Annotated in this window: 29 protein-coding genes and 2 pseudogenes; 20 read left to right on the forward strand and 11 right to left on the reverse strand. The window is 71.1% G+C overall.

Annotated elements, in window-relative coordinates:
- Window positions 1-2: 2 nt before the first annotated feature.
- From E1166_RS30830 to E1166_RS31880, 8 genes are all read left to right on the forward strand, one after another.
- Complete coding sequence (locus tag E1166_RS30830; protein WP_165944293.1) at window positions 3-590, forward strand: hypothetical protein; 588 nt, start codon at window positions 3-5, stop codon at window positions 588-590.
- A 66-nt stretch (window positions 591-656) separates the two neighbouring features.
- Window positions 657-1,073 carry a hypothetical protein gene (locus tag E1166_RS09015; protein ID WP_132337472.1) on the forward strand — a complete coding sequence of 139 codons (417 nt, stop codon included), beginning with the start codon at window positions 657-659 and terminating at the stop codon, window positions 1,071-1,073.
- On the forward strand, window positions 1,060-1,401 hold the full coding sequence (locus E1166_RS09020; protein WP_132337474.1) for a hypothetical protein: 342 nt from the start codon (window positions 1,060-1,062) through the stop codon (window positions 1,399-1,401). Before E1166_RS09015 ends, E1166_RS09020 begins: the two co-directional genes overlap by 14 nt.
- 3 nt (window positions 1,402-1,404) lie before the next feature.
- The gene (locus E1166_RS09025; RefSeq protein WP_132337476.1) at window positions 1,405-1,776 is read left to right on the forward strand and encodes a minor capsid protein; all 372 of its coding nucleotides are present in this window, start codon (window positions 1,405-1,407) and stop codon (window positions 1,774-1,776) included.
- A complete protein-coding gene (locus E1166_RS09030) occupies window positions 1,776-2,228 on the forward strand; it encodes a minor capsid protein (protein ID WP_132337478.1) in 453 nt (150 codons plus the stop codon). Before E1166_RS09025 ends, E1166_RS09030 begins: the two co-directional genes overlap by 1 nt.
- Window positions 2,229-2,239: 11 nt before the next feature.
- Window positions 2,240-3,007 (forward strand): IPT/TIG domain-containing protein, encoded by a 768-nt coding sequence (locus tag E1166_RS09035; protein ID WP_132337480.1) that lies wholly within the window; start codon window positions 2,240-2,242, stop codon window positions 3,005-3,007.
- On the forward strand, window positions 3,004-3,579 hold the full coding sequence (locus tag E1166_RS09040) for a hypothetical protein (protein WP_132337532.1): 576 nt from the start codon (window positions 3,004-3,006) through the stop codon (window positions 3,577-3,579). The genes E1166_RS09035 and E1166_RS09040 overlap by 4 nt, the downstream gene beginning before the upstream one ends.
- Complete coding sequence (locus E1166_RS31880) at window positions 3,519-3,794, forward strand: hypothetical protein (RefSeq protein WP_132337530.1); 276 nt, start codon at window positions 3,519-3,521, stop codon at window positions 3,792-3,794. Before E1166_RS09040 ends, E1166_RS31880 begins: the two co-directional genes overlap by 61 nt.
- Here E1166_RS31880 and E1166_RS09050 read toward each other — a convergent pair.
- Window positions 3,752-4,234 carry an excalibur calcium-binding domain-containing protein gene (locus E1166_RS09050; RefSeq protein ID WP_132337482.1) on the reverse strand — a complete coding sequence of 161 codons (483 nt, stop codon included), beginning with the start codon at window positions 4,232-4,234 and terminating at the stop codon, window positions 3,752-3,754. The genes E1166_RS31880 and E1166_RS09050 overlap by 43 nt on opposite strands.
- Window positions 4,235-4,288: 54 nt before the next feature.
- On the opposite strand from E1166_RS09050, the gene E1166_RS09055 reads away from it, so the two are divergent.
- The 7 genes from E1166_RS09055 (at window position 4,289) to E1166_RS09085 (ending at window position 10,441) form a co-directional block, all read left to right on the forward strand.
- On the forward strand, window positions 4,289-5,791 hold the full coding sequence (locus tag E1166_RS09055; RefSeq protein ID WP_132337484.1) for a hypothetical protein: 1,503 nt from the start codon (window positions 4,289-4,291) through the stop codon (window positions 5,789-5,791).
- 123 nt (window positions 5,792-5,914) lie between these two features.
- The gene (locus E1166_RS09060; protein WP_132337486.1) at window positions 5,915-7,993 is read left to right on the forward strand and encodes a hypothetical protein; all 2,079 of its coding nucleotides are present in this window, start codon (window positions 5,915-5,917) and stop codon (window positions 7,991-7,993) included.
- A 16-nt stretch (window positions 7,994-8,009) separates the two neighbouring features.
- Window positions 8,010-8,474: a hypothetical protein gene (locus E1166_RS09065; protein WP_132337488.1), complete on the forward strand. Its 465-nt coding sequence runs from the start codon at window positions 8,010-8,012 to the stop codon at window positions 8,472-8,474.
- Window positions 8,475-8,486: 12 nt separating this feature from the next.
- Window positions 8,487-8,741 carry a hypothetical protein gene (locus E1166_RS09070; RefSeq protein WP_132337490.1) on the forward strand — a complete coding sequence of 85 codons (255 nt, stop codon included), beginning with the start codon at window positions 8,487-8,489 and terminating at the stop codon, window positions 8,739-8,741.
- On the forward strand, window positions 8,738-9,643 hold the full coding sequence (locus E1166_RS09075; protein ID WP_132337492.1) for a hypothetical protein: 906 nt from the start codon (window positions 8,738-8,740) through the stop codon (window positions 9,641-9,643). Before E1166_RS09070 ends, E1166_RS09075 begins: the two co-directional genes overlap by 4 nt.
- A gap of 27 nt (window positions 9,644-9,670) precedes the next feature.
- A complete protein-coding gene (locus E1166_RS09080) occupies window positions 9,671-9,964 on the forward strand; it encodes a hypothetical protein (protein WP_132337494.1) in 294 nt (97 codons plus the stop codon).
- A gap of 246 nt (window positions 9,965-10,210) precedes the next feature.
- Window positions 10,211-10,441: a holin gene (locus E1166_RS09085; protein ID WP_207914117.1), complete on the forward strand. Its 231-nt coding sequence runs from the start codon at window positions 10,211-10,213 to the stop codon at window positions 10,439-10,441.
- Window positions 10,442-10,694: 253 nt separating this feature from the next.
- Here E1166_RS09085 and E1166_RS09090 read toward each other — a convergent pair whose 3' ends face one another.
- The 5 genes from E1166_RS09090 to E1166_RS09110 all read right to left on the reverse strand — a co-directional run bounded on the left by E1166_RS09090 (window position 10,695) and on the right by E1166_RS09110 (window position 13,767).
- Window positions 10,695-11,204 carry a hypothetical protein gene (locus E1166_RS09090; RefSeq protein ID WP_132337496.1) on the reverse strand — a complete coding sequence of 170 codons (510 nt, stop codon included), beginning with the start codon at window positions 11,202-11,204 and terminating at the stop codon, window positions 10,695-10,697.
- Window positions 11,204-11,713, reverse strand: coding sequence for a hypothetical protein (locus E1166_RS09095; protein ID WP_207914119.1), 510 nt, complete (start codon window positions 11,711-11,713; stop codon window positions 11,204-11,206). Before E1166_RS09095 ends, E1166_RS09090 begins: the two co-directional genes overlap by 1 nt.
- A 13-nt stretch (window positions 11,714-11,726) precedes the next feature.
- The gene (locus tag E1166_RS09100; RefSeq protein ID WP_132337500.1) at window positions 11,727-11,963 is read right to left on the reverse strand and encodes a hypothetical protein; all 237 of its coding nucleotides are present in this window, start codon (window positions 11,961-11,963) and stop codon (window positions 11,727-11,729) included.
- Complete coding sequence (locus E1166_RS09105; RefSeq protein WP_132337502.1) at window positions 11,963-12,307, reverse strand: hypothetical protein; 345 nt, start codon at window positions 12,305-12,307, stop codon at window positions 11,963-11,965. Before E1166_RS09105 ends, E1166_RS09100 begins: the two co-directional genes overlap by 1 nt.
- Before the next feature lie 74 nt (window positions 12,308-12,381).
- Window positions 12,382-13,767: a hypothetical protein gene (locus tag E1166_RS09110; protein WP_132337504.1), complete on the reverse strand. Its 1,386-nt coding sequence runs from the start codon at window positions 13,765-13,767 to the stop codon at window positions 12,382-12,384.
- Between the two features lie 105 nt (window positions 13,768-13,872).
- Here E1166_RS09110 and E1166_RS09115 point away from each other — a divergent pair, with 105 nt between their 5' ends.
- Complete coding sequence (locus tag E1166_RS09115) at window positions 13,873-14,106, forward strand: hypothetical protein (protein ID WP_132337506.1); 234 nt, start codon at window positions 13,873-13,875, stop codon at window positions 14,104-14,106.
- A gap of 134 nt (window positions 14,107-14,240) precedes the next feature.
- Here the strand turns inward: E1166_RS09115 and E1166_RS09120 are convergent, their stop codons facing one another.
- The 5 genes from E1166_RS09120 to E1166_RS09135 all read right to left on the reverse strand — a co-directional run bounded on the left by E1166_RS09120 (window position 14,241) and on the right by E1166_RS09135 (window position 16,971).
- On the reverse strand, window positions 14,241-14,759 hold the full coding sequence (locus E1166_RS09120; RefSeq protein WP_132337508.1) for a hypothetical protein: 519 nt from the start codon (window positions 14,757-14,759) through the stop codon (window positions 14,241-14,243).
- Between the two features lie 91 nt (window positions 14,760-14,850).
- Window positions 14,851-15,108, reverse strand: coding sequence for a hypothetical protein (locus E1166_RS09125; RefSeq protein WP_132337510.1), 258 nt, complete (start codon window positions 15,106-15,108; stop codon window positions 14,851-14,853).
- Window positions 15,102-15,275 carry a hypothetical protein gene (locus E1166_RS30835; RefSeq protein WP_165944294.1) on the reverse strand — a complete coding sequence of 58 codons (174 nt, stop codon included), beginning with the start codon at window positions 15,273-15,275 and terminating at the stop codon, window positions 15,102-15,104. Before E1166_RS30835 ends, E1166_RS09125 begins: the two co-directional genes overlap by 7 nt.
- Window positions 15,276-15,292: 17 nt before the next feature.
- Complete coding sequence (locus E1166_RS09130) at window positions 15,293-15,478, reverse strand: hypothetical protein (protein ID WP_132337512.1); 186 nt, start codon at window positions 15,476-15,478, stop codon at window positions 15,293-15,295.
- A 257-nt stretch (window positions 15,479-15,735) separates the two neighbouring features.
- Entirely contained in the window at window positions 15,736-16,971 is a 1,236-nt protein-coding gene (locus tag E1166_RS09135; RefSeq protein WP_132337514.1) for a helix-turn-helix transcriptional regulator, read from the reverse strand.
- Between the two features lie 182 nt (window positions 16,972-17,153).
- Here E1166_RS09135 and E1166_RS09140 point away from each other — a divergent pair, with 182 nt between their 5' ends.
- The 4 genes and pseudogenes from E1166_RS09140 (at window position 17,154) to E1166_RS09155 (ending at window position 20,182) form a co-directional block, all read left to right on the forward strand.
- Window positions 17,154-17,561: a winged helix-turn-helix domain-containing protein gene (locus E1166_RS09140; protein ID WP_132337516.1), complete on the forward strand. Its 408-nt coding sequence runs from the start codon at window positions 17,154-17,156 to the stop codon at window positions 17,559-17,561.
- Window positions 17,562-17,784: 223 nt separating this feature from the next.
- A pseudogene (locus E1166_RS09145) lies at window positions 17,785-18,780 on the forward strand (TadA family conjugal transfer-associated ATPase); the annotation flags it as partial.
- 26 nt (window positions 18,781-18,806) lie between these two features.
- Window positions 18,807-19,400, forward strand: a pseudogene (locus E1166_RS09150) (hypothetical protein); the annotation flags it as partial.
- A gap of 14 nt (window positions 19,401-19,414) precedes the next feature.
- The gene (locus tag E1166_RS09155) at window positions 19,415-20,182 is read left to right on the forward strand and encodes a type II secretion system F family protein (RefSeq protein ID WP_347813015.1); all 768 of its coding nucleotides are present in this window, start codon (window positions 19,415-19,417) and stop codon (window positions 20,180-20,182) included.
- The last annotated feature ends 20 nt before the right edge of the window (window positions 20,183-20,202 follow it).

Here is a 20,202-nt window from a genome sequence, read left to right on the forward strand (position 1 = left end):
CGATGACGCAGCTCGGCGGCTACACCCGCAACGTCCGCGACGCGCTCGCGCACGTCAACCTGGCCGACCCCGCGTCGCCGGACACCTTCTACCGCAGCAACCTGCCCCGGACCGGGCTGATCGACTCGGCCGGCGACTCCGGCCACCCGGCCCTCGCCACCGGCGTGATGACCTCCGTCCCGGTGTACCTCCGGGCAGGGGACGTCATCACCAACATCAGCGCCCGCTCCGGCGCGACCGCGGCGAACACGCCCACCAACTACTGGTTCGCGCTGTACAGCAACGCCGCCACGCCGGCGCTGCTGGCGCAGACCGCCGACCAGACCAGCACGGCGTGGGCGGCCAACACGGTCAAGACGGTCGCCCTGTCCGCCCCGGTCACCATCACGGAGACCGGCATTTACTGGGTGGGGATCGCGATGGCCGCCACCGCGGTGCCCTCGCTGATCGGCACGATCGCGATGACTCCGGTGGTGACGGGTGAGCGGAACCTGTCCCAGTCGTCCGGCTCCAGCCTGACGGCGACGGCACCGGCGACGATCGCGACGCCGACGGCGAAGCCGTTCGTTCCCCGAGTCGTCCTAACCTGACCTGCCTGGGCCGGCCGTGCCGGGGAGACGGCCGGCCCAGGCACCCACCAGCCAGAGGGAGGCAGCATGGCGTACGCGACCCCGGAGCAGCTCGCCGCCTACCCGGTCACCGTGCCGGCCGGTGCTGACGCCGAGCTGCTCCTCAAGCGAGCCAGCCGGGACGTCGACAGCGCGCTTTTCTGCACGGTCTACGACCCCGACAACCCCGACGTGCAGGCTGCCCTCCGCGACGCCACGTGCGAGCAGGTTGCCGGCTACCTCGACTCAGGGAACCGGACCGGCACCGGAGCGGCACAACCTCCACCGGTGGGCTTCAGCATCGGGAAGGTGACCGTCCAGCGAGGCGGCAGCGGCAGCGCTGTTGGGGGACAGCAGGCAGCATCGGCCAAGGTCGGCCGCCTGTGGTACCAGGCGTGGCTGGTGCTCCAGAGCGCTGGGCTGACCGGTCAGGGCCCACAGGAGACCTGGTATGGAGTGGTCTGACTTCATCGCCGAGTGCATCCCCACCCCGGCCACGGTCAGCGTGGAGGCGTACCAGGGCAGCGGCGCGTACGGCCCGGTCTACGCCGCCCCGGTCGACGTGACCCCGTGCGTGGTCGAGCAGACCCGCCGCCTGGTCAGGGTGCAGACGCAGGACGCTGCCGGCGCCGAGCAGGTGTCCTCGACGACCGTGTACGCACCGCCCGGCACGACGTGCCCGCCCGGCTCCCGAGTGACCTGGGCCGGCCGAGCATCCCTGGTGCTGGCCCGTTCGGACCTGGCCGCGCACGGCCTGCCCCTCCCCGAGCACGTCGAGCTGAACCTGGAGTGAGCCGTGACGGTCGAGGACGGCCCGTTCCGACTGGAGTGGGACGGCGACGAGGTCGAGGCGCTTCTCCAGGCCGCCAGCTTCGAAGGCGCCGAGCTGGCCGCCGAGCACCTCCTCGGCGAATCAAACCTCCTCGTGCCGCACGAGGAGGGCGACCTGGAACGGTCTGGCGAGGTCACCAGCGACGAGTCCACCGGCGAGGTTGTCGTCAGCTACGACCGGCCGTACGCCGTCAAGCAGCACGAAGACCTGACCCTCCGCCACGACGAGGGCCGCGAAGCGAAGTACCTGGAGAAGCCCATGAACGACGTCCAGGTCCAGGATACGATGCTCGCGATCATCGCCAAGGCCGCCGGTGAACCGTTCCGGGGGACGTGATGGCAACCGGTGACGGCTGGACCAGCAAGCTCCTCACCGGCTGCGCCGAGCACCTCGCCGCAGCCGGTATCGGCACCTGGCGCACGTCCGGCGTCTACCAGCCGGCGGAGACCGGCATCGCGATCCGGGCCGTACCGCAATCTCCGGACCGAATCATTACCCTCGCCGCGTACCCGCTGGGCACCGCCTTGCAGGGCATGGCCGACCACCAGACCGCCATCCAGATCCGGGTCCGTGGCCTCGCCGAGGACCCGCGCGACTGCGACGACCTGGCCGACGCGATCTACGACGCGCTGGACAGCGCCGCAGGCCTGCGCTGGGACGGTATCCCCGTCGTCCAGATCTGGCGGCAGAGCTACACCAGCCTCGGCCAGGACGGGAACCGCCGTTGGGAACGGTCGGAGAACTACTACGTGCAGGCCATGCGGCCTACCAGCAACAACACCGACTGAAGGAGCGAGTCATGGCCACGACCCCGACCACCCGCGTGACCACCCTCGCGCGGTCCCACCGACTCGACGCCGACACCGCCGTCTTCCCAGCCAGCCAGTACCAGCAGCTCATGGGCATCGAGGACCTCAAGCTGGTGGAGGAGGTGCGCGTCGAGGAAGACGAGATGTACTCCGACAATGGGGCGATGCGGGAGACGAACACCGGCTACAACTGGCGGCTGGAGGGAAAGCTCGCCTACTCGACCAACCTCGCCGGAACGTCGATCGACCCGGTCCACGCCTTCCTGCGCACGAAATTCAAGGCTCACCGCGCCGGCCGAGTGGAGAACGCCGAGTTCGGCGTGAGGTTTTACAACCGGGACGGCCTGGACTCTGGCCATGACCACGAGGGCCGCGTCTACGTGAAGAGCTGGACGATGCCCGGTGGGAAGGGCCGCGACGTCATCGACGTCGTCCTGCAGGGCCAGGGGCCGCTGGCGGACATCGTCAACCCGATCGCGTCGCTGGTGCCGACCATCACCGCCCTCGACCCGGCCACCGGGGGCACCGCGGGCGGCAACCATGTCAACATCTACGGCCAGCACTTCAAGCCCGGCGGGGTGGCCGCCGTAACCGACGTTGATTTCGGCGCCAACCCCGCCAGCGACTTCACCGTCGTCTCCGACTCGCACGTCGTGGCGACCGCCCCGGCCGGTGCGGCTGGCACCGTCCAGGTCTCCGTGACCACATCGGCAGGCACCTCGGCCAACACGGCCGCCGACGACTACACCTACGCCTGATGGCCCGTCTCTCCGGCCTCGACCAGTACCTTGACCCCGGTCTGACCCTCGCTCTTCCTGGGCCGGATGGGGCCGAGCGGGACTACGTCATTCCACTGCCCAGCGCGGAGTTGGGGCTGTGGTGCCGGCGGATCGCCGAGTCCGCTGGCGAAGTCTCGGCGGCCAGCACCGAACGGGAACTGCGGGAGGCCACCGACCGGGCCCGCGCCCGGGTCGAGGCGCTACCGAAGCTGCCCGGTGACCTTTCCTTCGAGGAGCGTCTGCTCGGCGACGCCCACCCGCGAATGCTCGCTGACCGGGTGCCGGACCCGTACGTACAGTTTGCCGCCCAAACCGTCTACGTGTGGATCATAGGCGGCGAGGAAGCCGCCGAGCGGTGGTGGACGTCGGGAGGCCGCCCCCCGGCGCCGGGCCCGGTGCCGAACCGGGCCGACCGCAGGGCAGCTCGTGGCGGGACCAGTACGGCCGCGGCCGACGCGACCCGCGAACCGGCCTCTACGAGTGGTACGACATCCCGTCGGAGGAGCGGCCGGCGCCGTCAGGGCGGCAAGTCTCCTGGGCAGAGATCCTGACCCACTGGCCGGCGGTCGAGGCCGACCTGCACAGCGAGTACGGCATCGACGTCGAGGACCGGGGGCTGATGCGGGCTCGGTCGTGGCGGTGGCTGCGGAGCCGGATCGTGGGGCTACTCGCCGCCGACACGCGGCTGTCCCGGGCACTCAGCCCGGATGGCACGTCAGGTGATCATCCCCGCTCGCAGACGATCCCGTCACCATCACGGTCCTGATACCACTCGTACTCCGGATCCTTGCCCTCCTCGTACGGCCCGTAGCCCTCGCGGTTTGCCTCGCGGCATGTGTCGAATCTCGGGTCGGTCTTCGGTGCCGCCGGTGTCGGCTTACGGGTGGTGGGCTTTGGTGCTGGCTTACGGGTGGTGGCGGCCGGCTTCGCCGTGGGCTTCGTGGTGGCCGCTACAGCTGGCCGAGGTGTTGTTGCTGCGGGGGCCGGGGCTGTTGCAGTCGTCCTGGCCGGTGCGGCTGCGGCTGGCGCGGATGTGGTTAGCGGCTGGGTCTTGGCCGTCGGGCTGGTGTCGTCGTTGATCGCGCCGACGATCCCGGCGCCGCAGCAGCAGAGCACGATTCCGGCGAGGACCGACCCGCCAATCACGCCCACCGGCGAGTTGAACTGCAAGGGCCCGAGGCGAAAGTTCCATCGAAGTTTGGACACGCCAGCGGACGCTACTGCCCGCTGTCAACCCCGTACAGATGGAGGAGGTGGCCAATGGCGCTCAAACTCGGCGAATTGGTCGCCTATCTAAAGACCGACAACAAGGGGCTGAAAGACGGCCTGGCCGAAGGGCGCCAGGAGGTGCGCCGCGGCGGCCGAGACATGGAACAGGAAGCCGCAGCCACCGCCCTCGCCATGGCCGCGGTCCTCGGCGCTGGCGGTCGCGCTGCTGGGGAGGAGTGGGTACGCGGCGCGGACGGGAAGCTGCGGGATGGCCGGGGCCGGTTCGTCGCCGCCGGCAAGGCCCTGGGGGACGCTACCGCTGCTGACGTCGCAGGAGCAGGCTCCCGTCTCGCTGGTGGGCTGCTGGGCCGCTTCGGCGCCAGGTTCGGCGCGATGCTGCCCGACTCGGTCGGCAAGGTCTTCAGTGGCCTGCCGCCCCAGGTCCAGAGCGTGATCGCTGCTGCCGCCGCCACGATGGCCGTCACCATGTCCGCCGCTATCGGCGCGGCGCTGGCCGCCGGCATCCTCCTCGCAGTCGGCGGCGGCGTTCTGGCCCTGGGCATCACGCAGGCGGTCAAGGACCCGGCCGTCGCCGCGGCGTGGAAGGGATTCGGTGACCGGGCGAAGAAAGCGTTAGCCGGATTCGCCGAGCCATTCAAAGAGCCACTGATGAGGGCGGCGGACACTTTCGGTGACGCGATCGAGCGAATGGGCCCTGGCCTCAAGGAGATCGGTCGGATCATCGCCCCGGTGATCGACAAGCTCGCTCCGGCACTTGTCGGTTTCGCCGAAAAGGCCATGCCGGGGCTGAAAGACGCGGTCCAGCAGAGCGTTCCCCTATTCGAAACCCTCGCAAGGCATCTGCCTGAAATCGGGGCAGCGGTGTCGTTTTTCCTGTCGTCGATCGCTGACGGCGGAGCAGGCGCGAACACCATCCTGAGTGACATGCTGACCTGGCTTGAAGGTGCGATCATCATCGCCGGGTGGCTGATCGGATCGCTGGCCAGCCTCTATCAGTGGATTCGCGACACCTTCTCCACGCTGGCGCGCGTCGGCGGCGAGGTATGGGACTCGATCAAGAATGGTGCCAGTTCGGCCCTGAACTGGGTGCGAGGCAAGTTCGACTGGGCAGTCGGCGTCGTCCGGGGCCTGAAGGGCCGGATCGGCCGCGCCTCGTCTGGAATGTGGGACGGAGTCAAGAATTCGTTCCGCGCCGCCCTCAACTGGGTCATCAGCAAATGGAATGGGCTGCAATTCCGGCTGCCGTCGATCACCGCTTTCGGGCAGACGATCGGCGGCGGCACGATCGGCACTCCGAACATTCCACATCTGGCGACCGGTGGTGACGTGTTGGAGTCCGGTCTTGCGGTGATTCACCGGGGCGAGCGGATTCTGCCGGCGGCCCAGGTTGACCGTCTCCCGGCTGGCGGGGGCAAGCCAGCCGAGCTGCGCATTACCGGCGAGTTGGTCGCGCGTGGCTCCGACCTGGTGCTGGTGCTGCGGGAGCGGGCGCAGGTCACCACTGGCGGCATCGTCAAGCTGATCGACGGATGAGGAGGCGGGGTGTCGTACCTGACCGGAGACTCACTCCTGGTCCGCATCAGAATTGCGTTCGGGGCATCTATCGCCGCAGACCCGGCGACATGGTCGTGGACGGACGTCACCGAGTGGTGGCATGTGCCAGACGACGTGTCGGTTAGTTGGGGGCGGTCGTCGAGGGCAGGGCAGGCCGAGTACTCGACCCTCGGCCTCACCCTGAAGAACACCGACGGCCGCTTCACCGCCTACAACCCCCTGTCGCCGTACTGGCCGCATGTCCGCAGGTGGACGCCCATCGAGTTCGACATCGACCTCGGCGACGGGGCGGGGTGGCGTAACAGGTTCAGCGGCTTCGTGCGGAAGTGGCCGCTGACTTGGCCTGGACGGTCAGAGAAGATGGCCGTCGCCCGCATCGAGGCGGTCGGCGTGCTCTGCCGCCTTGGCCGTGGCAACCCTCCGGCGAAGTCATCACTACGCCGCACCATTCCCGCCACCGGCACCCTCGCCTACTGGCCGGCCGAGGACGGCCCCGCCTCCGGCCAGGCAGCCTCCGCGTTCCCGGACCACCCACCCCTGACGATCGTCGGCGTGTACGAGTTCGCGCCGATCGAGAGCTGGAAGAACTCCCAGGGTTACAGCGTCGACTATGGCACTGCCGGCCTGGTTGACGTGTCCGGTGGCGCGACGATGACTGCGGCCGTACCAGCGACCGTCACGGTCGCCACCGCGACCGCCTGGACGGTGGCCGTCTGCGCCGACATCCCCGACACGCGGGCGACCGATCTGGTGCTGGTGGAGATTGCCACCCCGGGCGGCACCCACTCGGCGTGGCGGCTGGTCGTGACGACCACCGCCCGCACCCAGGTCCACGCCCGAAACAGCGCGGGAACCTGGGTCATCGTCGTGGACAACTCGTCGTTGGTTCTGTCGATGTTCTCGCACAACCTGGCGGTGTGGCAGTCCGGCGGCAACATCCAGGTCGGGTTCAACTGGGATTCGGTGAGCGGCTACAAGGGGTCCGGGTCGGTGGCCGGCACCCTCGCCGGCGTCGCCCAGGTAGTGGTCAACCCCACGGCGTCGACCGCGGCGGTGCCTACCCCGATGGGGCACATCGCGGTGTGGGCTGGGCACAGTCTTACGGCCGTGGACCTGCGCGACGGGCCCGTGGTTCTCGCCTTGTTCGGATACGGCTGGTCGAGCATCGCGAGCGGGGCCGCGGCGACCGGCGAACCGGCCACCGAGCGGCTAGCCCGGCTGGCCGCCGAGGACGGCGTCCCCTTGGCCATGGCGGCGGCGGATCCGGGAGACGAGGTGATGATGGGCTTGCAGCGGCCCGGAACAGCGTTGGACCTGTATCAGGGGTGTGAGGCCGCCGATGCGGGCCTCCTGTACGAGGATGGCTTCGGGCTCGGCTACCTCCCGAGGACAGCCCGATACAACCAACCGGTCGCGTTGACCATCGACGCCGCTGCCGGCGAGCTGGGGACACCGTTTGAACCGGTCGACGACGACCAGATGCTGCGCAACAAGTGGACGGTCGAGCGGATCGACGGCAGCTCAGCAGTAGCCGCCGACGAGGAGTCGATCATCCTCCAGGGGGAGATTGAAGACTCCGTCACGCTCAACCTGGCCTCGGATCATCCTCTGCCCGACCACGCCGGCTGGCGGCTGCGCCTGTCCACAGTTCAGGAGCCCCGCTACCCGGCCGTCACCATCACCCTGTCCTCCAGCCGGGGACTCGCGGCAGCGTGGTGTGCCTGCAAGTCAGGCAGCCGGGTTCAGGTAATCAACCCGCCGGAGCAGAACCCGCCCGGCACGGTTGACCAATTGGTGGTGGGCGCGACGGAGGTGTACCGCGGCCGTCGGTCGTGGCGGGCCACGATGAACGTGGAGCCGGCCGCGCCATGGCTAGTCGCCACCGCAAGCGGCCCGCATCGCGCCGCCGCGGCCGGGTCGACGCTCGCCACCGACATCACCGCCGGCGCGATGTCGCTGTCCCTCACCTCCACGGCGGCCGGCGGCCTGTGGACCACGAAGGCGTCCGCGTTCCCCCTCGACCTGCTCATCGGCGGCGAACGGGTCACCGTGTCGGCCATTACCGGCACGTCGAGCCCACAGGCCGCCACCGTCACCGCCCGGGCGGTCAACGGCGTGTCCCGATCTTGGCAGGCTGGCACACCGGTACAGGTGTGGTCGCCGGCCGTCGTTCCACTGTGATGCGAAAGGGTGCCCGATGACGACTGCTGCCGGCGACCTCCTCACGCCGTCGAGGCTCAACCCGATCGCTTTCCAGCTTCAGCTGGCGTCGCTCTACACCCTGACGGGTACGGCCACGGATCTCACCCTGACCAACGTCACCCCGGGCTACGCGCCGAGCACCATGTCTGTGGTTGTGCCGGAGGGCGGCATGGTGGGTCTGGCCGTCTGGACCGGCGATTTCCAGCTCACCTCGTCTGGGGCGGTTACCGCGGCCACTGTCGACCTGACGATCGATGGTGCTGTGCCCACTGGCGCTCCGCAGGCCATCTTCGATCCGGGCAACGTGACCGACGCCCGCGCCACCAATCCGTCGCACTGGCCGTTCTTCCTGGCGGCAGGGTCGCACTTTTTCGGCCTCCGCGCCTCCGTGACGCCCTCGGTCAGCAACGTGCGGCTGAACGCCAAGCACACCGCCCTGTCCATTCTTCTGCACCCGTAGAGGAGCGCATCCATGTCCATGCCCGGTGAGAGCCGCACCTTCCCCGTGAAGTTGACCGTGACGGTCGTGGAGGTTGGTACGGACACCCAGGTGGTCATCGACGTGCCGCTCCCCGTCCCGGCCGGGACGGTGATCAGCAACGAGGAGATTCACACCTTCTACGGCAAGCTCATGGCCGCTTTGCAGGCCAGTCCAGATCTCGGGGTGGCTCGTGCTGAGCTGGTGTCGGAGCAGCGCCTGGACGTCGACCCGGGCATGGCGGCATGACGTCCGCGCCCGACAACTTGCTGGCCGTCCGCCGTTTGCTGCTGGGCGGGCTCGGTCCGCACGGCCTGGCCTCGGCCGAGGTCGGGATCGTGGGAGACCCCGCGCACCGGGGCGGCTACCACTGCGGCTCGGACCGGGTGGTGACCGGCGACTACTCGGTCGTCGAGTCCCCCCGGGACTCCACCGGCCTGACCCTGCACGCCTCGGCCCTGGACGTCGGCACGTTCTCCGTCCGGGCGGGTGGCCGCACCCACAACCTGATGAGCTTCTCCACCTGGTGCGTCGCCCAGTGCGCGGCGGACACTCCGGACAGCCGCGACATCCGCGAGATCATCTACTCCCCTGACGGGAGGGTGGTCCGCCGGTGGGACCGGCTCGGCAGGCGGTCGACCGGCGACAGCTCGCACCTGTGGCACACCCACTTCTCGTTCTTCCGCGACTCGACCAAGGCGGGCCGGGACCAGACCCCGCTGTTCCGCCGCTACCTGACCACCATCGGCCTCCTGAAGGCCCCGATTCCGGAGGCTGACTTGACTCCCGAAGAGCACGAGTGGCTGCGCGACGTCCGCAACGCCCTGCTTGACCCGAACCTGGGCTTCGCGACCACGCCCGGCCAACCGAAGCGGTCGCTGCGGCAGCTGCAACTCGACCTGGCGTGGGTGTTCATTAACGGTCCGGCCAGCTCTGGCGCGTGGGTCGGTGGCGCGCTGTCTCGCATCGCGGAGGCCGCCGGCATCTCGCCTGCCGAGTTGGAGCAAATCGCCGACGCGGCCCGCGAGGGCGCTGCTGAGGCCGCCGCTGCAGCGCTGGCACAGTTGACCCCGGAGGCGATTGCTACGGCGATCCCGCCGACCATGGCCAAGCAGGTCGTCGACGAACTCAACAGGCGTCTCGCGGCCTGACTCGCGCCGAACGGGGGTAATACACCCGTGGACCACGTCCTACAGCTCGGTGCCCTGGCCGGGGCGCTGACCGCCATCGTGACTGCCGTCTACCTCGGGGGGCGCTGGATGCTCCGCACGCTGCGCAGGATCGACGACTGGCTCGACGACTGGTATGGCCAGCCGGCGCGTCCGGGCCAGCCTGCCCGTCCGGGGGTGCCGGAGCGGCTCGCCCGGATCGAGGCTCGGCAGGCGGCGATCGAGGCGCAGCTGCGCCCCAACGGCGGCGGGTCGCTCAGGGACGCGGTCGATCGGGTGGAGCAGACCGTCCGGGGCGAGTAGCCCCTTCAGCTGCCGGCTGGCGCAGAGCCCGGTGCTCGTGCTGGTGCTGCGTCACCTGCCCGCACCCGTCCCGTCGGCAGCGCCATTGCCGGCCCATATCCCAGCAGCCGGCTACCGGGCACGCACCCCATCCCGGGGTGGTGTCCGTGTGCCCGGCGGGGCATGGCTGCGGGATCTCCGCCAGCTGCCCGTCTGGCGTCCGCTCGTACAGCTGCACCACCCGACCGTACCCAGGGAGGTACCCCCGTGTTCACCAAGCGATTCTGGATGGCCGCCGGCGAGCGAGCCGCGAAGAGCAGCGCCCAGGCGCTGCTGATCCTCTGGGGCGGCGACGCCGTCTTCAACGCCTGGCACGCCGACTGGCCGACCGCCGGTGGAGTCGCGGCCGGCGCGGCGGTGCTGTCGGTGCTCACGTCGATCGTGTCGGCGGCCGGGGGTACGCCGGGATCGCCGAGCCTGGTGGCCGGAGACCGGTAGAATCGGCGGCGCGGTGCCGCCGGTCCGGGCCGGCCGGTCACCGTCCAAGCTCCCAATAGGGCCGCACCCTCCGCTTCGGTGGAGGTTCCGGGGTTGCACCGCCGGCCGCCTTCGGGCGCGAGTGCTGGGTAATGCGCGGCCCGCCCACGATGAGCACCACCCTTCGCTCCGATCCGGTGCCGGAGCGAAGGCCCTCAACGACTGCGCCCCCGCTCGGCTTCGGCCGGGCGGGGGCGCTTCGTGCTGTCCGGGGTCAGCTCGCCGCGGCGATCCGCTCGGCCCGCACGTCCCGGATCCGCCGCTTGGCGGTCGCCTCGGACACCTCGAACTCCTCCATGACCAAGCGGACGATCTCGGCGTACGCATGGCCACGGTCCAGCATCGTGCCGATCACGTCCTCGATCGTCTCCGGCTCCTCCGGCTCGGTGCCGTCCAGGTCGAGGTCCACCTCGGCGTCACGAACCTCCAACAGACGGGTCTCAGCCGCCCGGACCCGTCGGCCACCAACCTCAACAATCCGACCCCACCAGCCGGTGTCACGGTCAGTGTCATCGGTGTCAGACACCGCGCTGACCTGCGCGTTGACACCAGCGTCGGTGTCAACGTCGTCGGTGGGGGAGGGGAGTCCCCGCGACCGTCGGTACCAGTCGTGGAGGGTGGCGCCGGTGATGTAGATGATGATGACGACGCCCAGGGCGATGGGGCCGCCCCAGCCACGCGACGGCTCGTCGGCGGCAGCGGCGGCGATGGTGGTGGTCAGCATCAGGCGGCTCCGAACAGCAGTGCGGGCAGGGGCGCGACGAGGCCGGTCACGATGTCGAGCAGGGTGCGGGTGGCGTCGCCGATGAGGCCGTTGGGCAGGTCGGACATCATGCCGAGCAGGATGGCGACGGCCCACATCTTCCCGTTGAGCCGGTAGAGCGGGCTCTGCGGCCAGGTAAGGGTGGCGAACCGGCCGAGCTTCTTCGACGTCTTGACGGGCAGCATGCAGCCGATGGTGTAGATCCACAGGAGGCCGATGCCGACGCCGAGGACGGTGTTGACGCTGGCTCCGGCGATGTACGCGCCGCCGGTGGAGTCAAGCAGGCTCTTGACCACACCGCCGAGGGCGGCAACCGTCTTCTGGTCGGCAGGCGACCCGTCGAAACCCTCCTTGACCGCCGGCACCGCCATGATGAACGCAAGGCGGTCCCGGATGGAGTTCGGGCCGATGCTCATGTAGTCGACGACGATGGCCAGTAGCAGCAGGATGGCCACGGCGGTCGGGGACATGGTGTGCGCCATGTCAGGCCCCCGTCCAGTCGAGCACCTTGGTACCGGTGCGGGCATCCCGGATCTCCAGGCGCGGCGAGTCCATCGGCTCGTTGGCGGCCAGGGCCGCGCGGGTGAGCGCCTGGAGGAGCCGGTCGAGGATCCCGTCGACGCCCGGGCCCTCGAGGTCGAGCTGCTGCGTGAAGACCCGCTGGTGCAACACCTCGTACTCCGCATCGAAAACGTGCACTCGGTAGATGCGTGAGGCCATCAGTCCATCTCCAGGTGCGTCAGGACGGGAAACAGGGCGACGCCGAGGAGCACCATGGCGGTCGCGGCGACCCAGGCAGAGGTGGTGCGCCCGGCGAGGATGGCGGCCAGAGCGGCGACCAGCTCGGCGAGGACGCCGGCCGTGAGGGCAACGGCGATCCGGGTCCACTGCACAGGCCGGGGCACGGCGAGCACGAACGGGCGGACGCCGGCCCGGCGCAGTTCGCGGATGCGCTCGGCGAGCTGCTGGAGACCGCAGGCGGGCAGGGTGATGATGCGGCCGGCAAGAGCGCGCAGCGGCGAGTCCGGGGGGACGTATCCGCAGACGTGGTGAGCCGGGAGCATGATGAGGTTCCTTCCTTCCGGGGAGGGCCGGGGCGCGGCGCTGCTTTGGTCGGTAAGCCGCGCCCCGGGGCGTTCTACTTGGCGTTCTGCTTCTTCCACTCGTTGGCGTAGGTCTTCCCGACACCGGCCAGCGCGGCCAGCTTCCGGTCAGAGGGCGCCCGGCCGTGCTCGGCCAGGTAGGCGTCGTAGGCCGCCCTCGTGCGCTCCGCGTCGGTGCCCGCGGTCGGCTGCTTGGGTGCCCGCCGACGCAGCTTCTGGCCGACCTTCGCGGCCACCGTTGCCCGCTTCGGTCGGGTAGTCGCGGGCACCGGGGCGGCTGCCCGCGCGGGCAGCTCCGGGCCGCCCGCTGGAGCCGGGGCGGCGGGCACTTTGCGGGCAGGGTCCGCAGCGCCCGCCACGGGCACCGCCGGCCGGATCGCGGGCAGAATGGCGGGCAGCGGAGCACCCGCGGGCGGCCACACGCCGAGCGCCCGCTCGGCCAGCGCGATTCGGGCCATCTGCGGCGCGAGCCCAACACGAGCCGCGGCGATCCCCCGCTCCAGCTTCCGGCACTCCCGGATGCCCGGGTCGCTCTCGTCGACCGTCTCGGCAGGCGCACGCAGCTGCCCGCGCAGCGCCGCCCACGCGGCCTTCAACCGGCTACCCGGGTTGCCCGCCCGTGCGGCTCGCTGGGCATCCCGGTGAGCGTGGTACCCGGCCCACGCCTCGCGCGGGTCACGGACGTTGTGCTCGATGCTCCACCGCTCTGCCTTCCATGTGCGGATCGGGAACGCCCTGCGGCGCTTGCGGTCGAACACCGCGCCGGTCTCGTCGAGCAGGTCCTTGCGGAGCAGTTGCACGTGTTGGGCGCGGCGGGTGTGCAGCCCCCACAGCCAGGGGGAAAGCAGCGATGCCATGCCGGAGCCGACGGCGAACGGGGTCGGCGTCCAGTTCGGGCCGTCGAAGTGGCTGTAGTTCATTGCGCCGACGATGCCGGCGATGAGGTAGGCGCGGCGGCGCATCTCGGCGGCCGTGCCGGTGGCGCTCTGGAGCAGTGCGTCGTGGGCATGCCAGTTCACGTACAGGCTGATGGACTCGACGGTCGCGGCGTAGACCAGGGCGACCGCGATCCGGGCGGCTGGGTGCCATGCGGCCGGGGTGCGGGTGAAGGCGTACGCGGTCTGCCCACCGACTGCGGCGAGGTTGACCAGAAGCAGCGGCGCGACGTACCGGGCAGTGTCGGCCCACCGGCGCAGAGCAGCATGGCGCCGGGTCCGTGCCTTGGCCTTCGCTTTGCGGGCCTTCTTCTCCGCGCGGGCGCGTTCACGCTCTGCGGCGCGGCGGGCTGCCCGGTCCGCGTCGGCCTGTTCCTGGGCGGCGACCCGCGCCAGGCGGCGGCGTTCGTCCTCGGCGCGAATTCGTGCCTGCTCGACCTCGGCCAGCTCGGCCGGGGAGAGCCGGGTCCGACTGATCAGCTTCATGCCGAACAGTGTGCCACACTAGACACGTTAGACACACTAGGCATGTTGATGGGAGGTGCAGTGTCGATCACCGCGACCCTCGACACGCCCGCTACGATCGGCACGATGCCGAGGACCGTTGACGACCTGAGACAGGCGCTGGACGCTGGCGAGTGGCTACGGCCCGCCGACGCCGCCCTGGTCATCGGCGTGTCCAAGAGCGTCGTCGTCCGGATGCTCACCGCAGACCCGCCGAAGATGCGCTACCGGGTGAAAGCCGGCACGGGACGGCATCGCGAGTGCCACCCCGACGACGTCCGCCGAGAGATGGAAGCCCGCCACCAGGTGCACGGCGAGTAGTAGTAACCCCAGACGCAAAGCCGCCCCCGACCGTGCTGGTCGGGGGCGGCTTCGTCACATGGTGGGCTGGCCGGAGCCGGAGCAGCGGCTACGCGAACCCATCGCCTGATGAGGCGGGCATGGGCTGCCGGGGGCTACGCCGACACGGGCTCCGCAGACGGAGCAGGAACTTTGAGGTGCCATGACTGGACTCCCTGGGGGATTCGGTAGTCCGGGTGAGGGTCGGTCTCGGGCTCGGCCATCGAGCCGGACGCCGCCGTGGCGCGCAGGTACACCACCGACCCGTCGCGGCCGGTGAGCCGGAGCGCCGCGGCGACCGGCGACTCAACGCCGGCCTGACGGCACAGCTCCCACTTCGTGAACTGGTCCGGGCGGGCGACGTCGAGCAGCTGGTGGGCGAGCACGAGGAGACGAGCGGCCCGCCACTTCGGCGGGAGCGGCTCGGCGGGCAGCGGTACCGGCGTGGCGTCACGCGGCGGCACGGCCACCCACAGCATCGCGGCGGACCCGGACCGGTGGACGGCCTTGACCCCGGCCGGAGACTGTCCGCCGGGCTGGGCGTCCCGGCCGTACCGCTCGACGGCGGTGATGTCCGGGTGCTCGGCGGCGAGGAGCAGCTGCTCCATCACGTCCAGGGCCTGGGATGTCTGCACTACGGTCTCCGATCGGGGGATTCAGGCAGCTCACGGGCCGGGCCAGTTTACCGGCGGCCCTCGGGGGTGCTCGGCTCCAGCGCACCGGTGCCTACTCGTTGAGCGCGTCGTAGAGGGCGGTCGGCAGCACAGCCACCCGGATGCACCACTCGCGGGCGCACGCGACGCTCTCCAGCCGGCAGTCCAGGCCGTGGGCGCGGACCCAGACCAGGCCCAGCGGGTGCTCTTCGCCGCCAACGTGCACGATTCGCAGGTCGACGTCCATCGCGCCCAGAACGCCGAGATGGGTCATCCACTGGCCGGATCGCAGCGCGACCCGGGTGCCGGGCGGCACGTCGGGCGTCACCATGAGACCGCCATGGCAGGTCGTTCGGCTCGGTCGAGGCGGAACTCGGCGAGGATGCCCTGCGCCCAGTCGAGCAGCTCGCACCCCTCGGCGGCGCACTGCTGGCAGTCCGCCAACTGGTGGGTTCGCACGGTCCATGACGCGACCTGGACGACGTCGGGGACGGTCATGACCTCGACGAAGCGGCTCACTGGGTGCGGTGGCGTTGGCCGGGCGTCATCAGCGGCGCCACGGTCGGGATGAGGGTCGGTCCGTCCCAGCTGGGCGCGGCTGGGGCGGGGTAGGCGCCGGCCCGCTGGCCGTAGCGGGTTGCTGGGCCGGTGAGGTCGATCTGTGCGTGCCGCCGACGGCGCCAGCGAAAGGGCCAAATCATCGTCGCTCCTCGCGTCCCGGGACCGAGGCGGCCGGCCCTGTTGGCTCGGCCGCCCCTGCCCTTCCGGTGGAGCAGCGGCACTTCGCGTATTGCGTCGGGTAGCACCGCCGCTGAGGGGTGCAGCTGCCCAGCACCACGGGGGGAGCGCTGGGTAACCGGTCCCTCACTGCTAGGGTTGCGTGTAGATCGGCGATCTTCCAGGTACGCCCTGTACAGCAATCACGACGCGGTAGCGCAACTCGTACGCTACGTACCAGTCACGGCGTGCAGCCGACCAGCGACGCAAGATCGGCAAGCTCCCTGCTCATCGTCCGTCGCCGCCCCTCCGCGATGGACTGCACGATCTCCCGCGCGTACCGCTGCTGCCGCAGCCACGCCGGCGCCCGATCGGCCAGCTCGACGAGCACCCCCGTGGCGTCGGCGTACGCGCCGGTCTGCACGTGCGACCACGCCACGTCCAGGCGGTGCCGCTGCCGAGACGACGGCGTTACCTGCGGCGACCGCTCCATCTGCTGGGCCAGGCGTAGCGCCTGATCCGGCTGGCCGGCGATGACCGCCGACTCGACGCGCATCAGCTGCACGCCCTCCGCGCTGTAGTCGTTGCCCATGACGTCGGCGTTCGGGTTCGGCTGGCCGCCGAGCCGGTGCGCGCCGGCTGCAGCCAGGTCGAGCATCTGCTCCGCGTCGTCGTGCCGGGCGTCCCGGACCGCTGCCGACGCACCCTTCATGAGCAGGAATCCCCAGGCGGCGAGCTGCTCCGGGGTGGCCTGCGACAGCCGCGGCTCGACCTGGTCGGCGGTACGCACGGCGAGCGCCTCGGCCTCGGCGAATCGGGCCTGCCGCAGCAGCAGCCAGCACATCGGCGCGACGGCACCTGCGCCCACCACCTGGTCGCCGCTGCGCCGAGCGTGGTCCAGCGCGCCGCTGAGGGCAACGTGGGCCAGGTCGACGCGGCGCAGCTGGATCAGGAGTCTGCCGGCAAGCTGGTGGGCCTGCGAAGCGAGAGCGTGCGCCGCCAGCTGCTCGTCGCCGGTCGTGACGTCGACGAGGGTGCGGGCCTCGCCGAGCAGCGATGGCACGAGCGACAGGGTGGCAGCGTAGTCGTTGGAGTGGTACAGGGTGTTCGCCGCCCGCACGGCCCGCCGGACGGTCGCCGGTGTGGGCGGCTCACTCTCGGCATCGCCGGTGACCGGCTGACCGTCCAGCCCGGCGACCGGGGTCAGCGCGCGGCGGACGTCGACGAGGCCGAGCGGCGCGGCGTCAGGTTCACGCATGGCCTGCGCCCGGGCAGCGGACCCCATCAGCGTGGTGGTGGCCACCTGCAGCGCGCGGGCGAGCTTCTCCAGGGTCGACATGCGGGCGCTGGTCCGGTCGTTGCGCTCCAGCTTGCGGATCGTCTCGACGCTGACGCCAGCGCGCTCGGCCAGCTGATCCTGCGTGAGGGTAGAGGTAGTGCGGATACGGCGCAGATGGTCGCCGATGGTCTGGTCCATGCTCGACTCTCCCAGGTAGCGGTCTGGGCGGCGGGCCGCCGGTCCGCTACAGCCCGACGGCACCGCCACTGCCGACGGTACCCCTGGCCGGCTATCGGCGTGGGAGAGCGCGCCGAACTGGGGTACCGGGGGACCGAGGATCCCCGGGTCCGATGTGGAGGTGAGGTCCGTACCGTGCGCTAATGATCGACTTTCGGGCGGAGAGGGCTGTCTACCAGCAGCTCGCTGACCTGCTGCGCGAGGAGATCGCGTCGGGGCGGATCGGCCCGGGTGAGTTGCTGCCGTCAAGTAAGCGCCTGGAGCAGGAGCACGGCGTAAGTCGGGAGACGGTCCGCCGGGCTCTGGCGGTGCTACGCGGCGAGGGGCTGATTGTCACCGAGCCCAGCTACGGTACCCGCGTGCGGGTGGCCGAGGAACGAAAGCGGGTATCGGTGCCGCGGGGAGCGTCGGTGATCAGCCGCCCAGCTACCGCTGCTGAGCGAGAGCAGTTGGACATCCCGCTTGGTGGTCATGTTCTGGTGGTGATGGTCGGCGGGCGGGTGCGGGGGCCGGTACATGCGGCAGATCGGACGGAGCTGACCACCGCCTGATTTCCGGCCGAATGAGGGAGTTTGGCGCGTCAAGATCGACGATCAAGGAAAATATGTAACGCGCAGCATGCCGAGAGCGATATCACTAGTAGGCCGCCGTCGGAGCGCTGTGGACTCGCCCTCCTCGGACTCCGGCGGCGGTCCCATATTATCCATCGACCTTTACGAATGCTGCTAGGCCGCTTGGTCGGGATCCGACAGCACGGCTGACCGTGGTTTGCGAACCAGTACGGACGTGCTGGTCAACGGGGTACGGGTCTGGGTCGACCGGGGCGACGGGCTGCGTCAGGTGGCGGTGCCGATCGGCACCGTCGACGACGTACGACGCCTGGCGCAGCGGCTCACCGCGGCCGCCGGGCGCAGGCTGGACGACGGTTGCCCGTACGCCGACGCGCGGCTGCCGGACGGCACCCGGCTGCACGCCGTCCTGCCCCCGGTGGCGACCGACGGCCCCTACCTGTCGCTGCGTACCTTCCGGCAGCGACCGTTCACCCTCGACGAGCTGGTACGCCACGGCACTGTGCCCCGTCCCGTCGCCCCGCTGCTCGCCGCCGTCGTCGCGGCCCGGCTCGCGTACCTGGTCACCGGCGGCACCGGCTCGGGCAAGACCACCCTGCTCAACACGCTGCTCGGGATGGTCCCGCCGACCGAGCGGATCGTGCTGGTCGAGGACGCCGCCGAGCTGCACCCCGGGCACCCGCACGTGGTGGGGCTGCAGGCGCGTACGGCCAACGTGGAGGGATCGGGCGTGGTCGGCCTCAGCGAGCTGGTCCGGCAGGCGCTGCGGATGCGCCCCGACCGGCTGGTGGTGGGGGAGTGCCGGGGCGCGGAGGTGGTCGATCTGCTCGCCGCGCTCAACACCGGCCACGACGGCGGGGCGGGGACGCTGCACGCGAACACCCCGGCGGACGTGCCGGCCCGACTGGAGGCGCTGGGGCTGCTCGGCGGGCTGCCCCGGGCGGCTCTGCACGCCCAGGTGGCCGCCGCGTTGCAGGTGCTTCTTCAGGTGCGTCGCGGTTCCGCCGGCCGGGTGCTGGAATCGATCTGTCTGCTGCTGCCCGAAGGGCCCGACCGGCTGGTCACCGTCGTGCCGGCCTGGATGCGGGGCCGGGGCGTCGGGTTGGCCGGCCGGGCACTCGCCACCCTGCTGCGGAATCGAGGTGTGGCGGTCCCACCGATCCTCTGCGAACCGTGGCCGGGCTCGGCGGGGTCGGAATGAGCCCCCTGCTCGGGCTGGTCACGGTGCTGATGGCCCGGCCACGACGGGCGCTGCTGCTGGTCGGCGTCGCCGGTGCGGCAGCCGGTACGGCCACCGCCGGCCCGGTGGCCGGAGTCCTCCTCGCCTGCTACGGCGTGCTCGGTACCCGGGCCGCACTCCGGAGACGGGCCGACCGGCACGCGGCCCGGGACCACCGGCGTCGGCTGGACCAGCTCTGCGGCCTCGCCGCCGACCTGCGGGCGGGACTGCCCGTCCCCGAGCCGGACGACCGCCCGGACCGCCTCGCCCGGCTGACCCGGGCCGCCGTGCGGCTGGCCGACCGCACCGGAGCGCCCCTGGCGGAACTCCTGGAACGCATCGAGGCGGACGCCCGCGCGGTGGACCGGGGGCTCGCCGCCGCCACCGCGCAGGCCGCCGGTGCGCGGGCCACCGCCCTGCTGTTGGCCGCCCTTCCGGCCGGCGGGATCGGCCTCGGCTACGGCATCGGCGCCGACCCGCTGGCGGTACTGCTGCACACCCCCGTCGGCGCGGTCAGCGCGGTGACCGCAGCCGCCCTGCAGACCGGCGGGCTGCTCTGGGCCGAACGGCTGGGCCGGGTGTCCGACGGGCACGGCCGATGACGACCGGGCAGCCGATGACCGCCGCCGCGTTGCTGACCGCGGCCGCGCTGCTGGTGGCCGTATTCCCGGCATCGGTCCGGCCCGCCCGCCGGCTGCGTGGCCTGCTCACGGGTACGCGCAGACCGGGCAGGTCGACGAATCCGCCGGCTGCTGCCGTCGAGCGAACGCTGTCCGGCGACACGGGCCGGTGGCGGGGCGCGGTACGGCTCGGCTCCGGGCTGGCCGGGCTGGCGGTCGCGGTGCTGGTCGGTGGCGTGCCCGGATGTCTGGCCGGAGTGCTGGTTGGTCTGGCGGCACACCGACTGCTGCGGCGCATCGAACCACCGGCGGTCCGCGAGCGCCGGCTGCGCGAAGTCGCTGACCTGCCGCTGGCCGCCGATCTGCTGGCGGCGGCGCTGCGCGCCGGCGCTCCGGTGGACCGCGCGGTGCTGGCCGTGGCCGACACGCTCGGCGGCCCGCTGGCGGCCCGCCTCGGTCGGGTGGGCCGGACGCTGCTGCTCGGCGGCGAGCCGCAGGAGGCGTGGGCGCACCTCGGCTCGGTGCCGGGGGCGGAACGCGTGGTGGCCGCCGCGCAGCGCTCCTCGCGCAGCGGGTCCGCGCTCGCCGGGGCGCTGACCCGGGTCGCCGACGACCTGCGGGCCGACCGCGCCACCGCCGCCGAGGCAGCGGCGCGTCGGGCGGGCGTGCTGATCGTCCTGCCGCTGGGTCTGTGCTTCCTGCCGGCCTTCATTCTCGCCGGCCTGGTGCCGGTGATCGTCGCCGTCCTCGGCGACGTGCTCTGACAACCCATCGAGAAGGGACA

Origin of the sequence: Micromonospora sp. KC213 (assembly GCF_004348325.1) — a bacterium.
In the GTDB taxonomy this organism is placed as follows: domain Bacteria; phylum Actinomycetota; class Actinomycetes; order Mycobacteriales; family Micromonosporaceae; genus Micromonospora.

Bases quoted from the DNA above. Each gene is read 5' to 3' on its own strand.
- E1166_RS30830 (WP_165944293.1), top strand. From the start codon at position 3: ATGACGCAGCTCGGCGGCTACACCCGCAACGTCCGCGACGCGCTCGCG.
- E1166_RS09015 (WP_132337472.1), top strand. From the start codon at position 657: ATGGCGTACGCGACCCCGGAGCAGCTCGCCGCCTACCCGGTCACCGTG.
- E1166_RS09020 (WP_132337474.1), top strand. From the start codon at position 1,060: ATGGAGTGGTCTGACTTCATCGCCGAGTGCATCCCCACCCCGGCCACG.
- E1166_RS09030 (WP_132337478.1), top strand. From the start codon at position 1,776: ATGGCAACCGGTGACGGCTGGACCAGCAAGCTCCTCACCGGCTGCGCC.
- E1166_RS09035 (WP_132337480.1), top strand. From the start codon at position 2,240: ATGGCCACGACCCCGACCACCCGCGTGACCACCCTCGCGCGGTCCCAC.
- E1166_RS09055 (WP_132337484.1), top strand. From the start codon at position 4,289: ATGGCGCTCAAACTCGGCGAATTGGTCGCCTATCTAAAGACCGACAAC.
- E1166_RS09065 (WP_132337488.1), top strand. From the start codon at position 8,010: ATGACGACTGCTGCCGGCGACCTCCTCACGCCGTCGAGGCTCAACCCG.
- E1166_RS09070 (WP_132337490.1), top strand. From the start codon at position 8,487: ATGTCCATGCCCGGTGAGAGCCGCACCTTCCCCGTGAAGTTGACCGTG.
- E1166_RS09075 (WP_132337492.1), top strand. From the start codon at position 8,738: ATGACGTCCGCGCCCGACAACTTGCTGGCCGTCCGCCGTTTGCTGCTG.
- E1166_RS09090 (WP_132337496.1), bottom strand. From the start codon at position 11,204: ATGCTGACCACCACCATCGCCGCCGCTGCCGCCGACGAGCCGTCGCGT.
- E1166_RS09095 (WP_207914119.1), bottom strand. From the start codon at position 11,713: ATGTCCCCGACCGCCGTGGCCATCCTGCTGCTACTGGCCATCGTCGTC.
- E1166_RS09100 (WP_132337500.1), bottom strand. From the start codon at position 11,963: ATGGCCTCACGCATCTACCGAGTGCACGTTTTCGATGCGGAGTACGAG.
- E1166_RS09105 (WP_132337502.1), bottom strand. From the start codon at position 12,307: ATGCTCCCGGCTCACCACGTCTGCGGATACGTCCCCCCGGACTCGCCG.
- E1166_RS09110 (WP_132337504.1), bottom strand. From the start codon at position 13,767: ATGAAGCTGATCAGTCGGACCCGGCTCTCCCCGGCCGAGCTGGCCGAG.
- E1166_RS09115 (WP_132337506.1), top strand. From the start codon at position 13,873: ATGCCGAGGACCGTTGACGACCTGAGACAGGCGCTGGACGCTGGCGAG.
- E1166_RS09125 (WP_132337510.1), bottom strand. From the start codon at position 15,108: ATGGTGACGCCCGACGTGCCGCCCGGCACCCGGGTCGCGCTGCGATCC.
- E1166_RS30835 (WP_165944294.1), bottom strand. From the start codon at position 15,275: ATGACCGTCCCCGACGTCGTCCAGGTCGCGTCATGGACCGTGCGAACC.
- E1166_RS09130 (WP_132337512.1), bottom strand. From the start codon at position 15,478: ATGATTTGGCCCTTTCGCTGGCGCCGTCGGCGGCACGCACAGATCGAC.
- E1166_RS09135 (WP_132337514.1), bottom strand. From the start codon at position 16,971: ATGGACCAGACCATCGGCGACCATCTGCGCCGTATCCGCACTACCTCT.
- E1166_RS09140 (WP_132337516.1), top strand. From the start codon at position 17,154: ATGATCGACTTTCGGGCGGAGAGGGCTGTCTACCAGCAGCTCGCTGAC.
- E1166_RS09155 (WP_347813015.1), top strand. From the start codon at position 19,415: ATGACCGCCGCCGCGTTGCTGACCGCGGCCGCGCTGCTGGTGGCCGTA.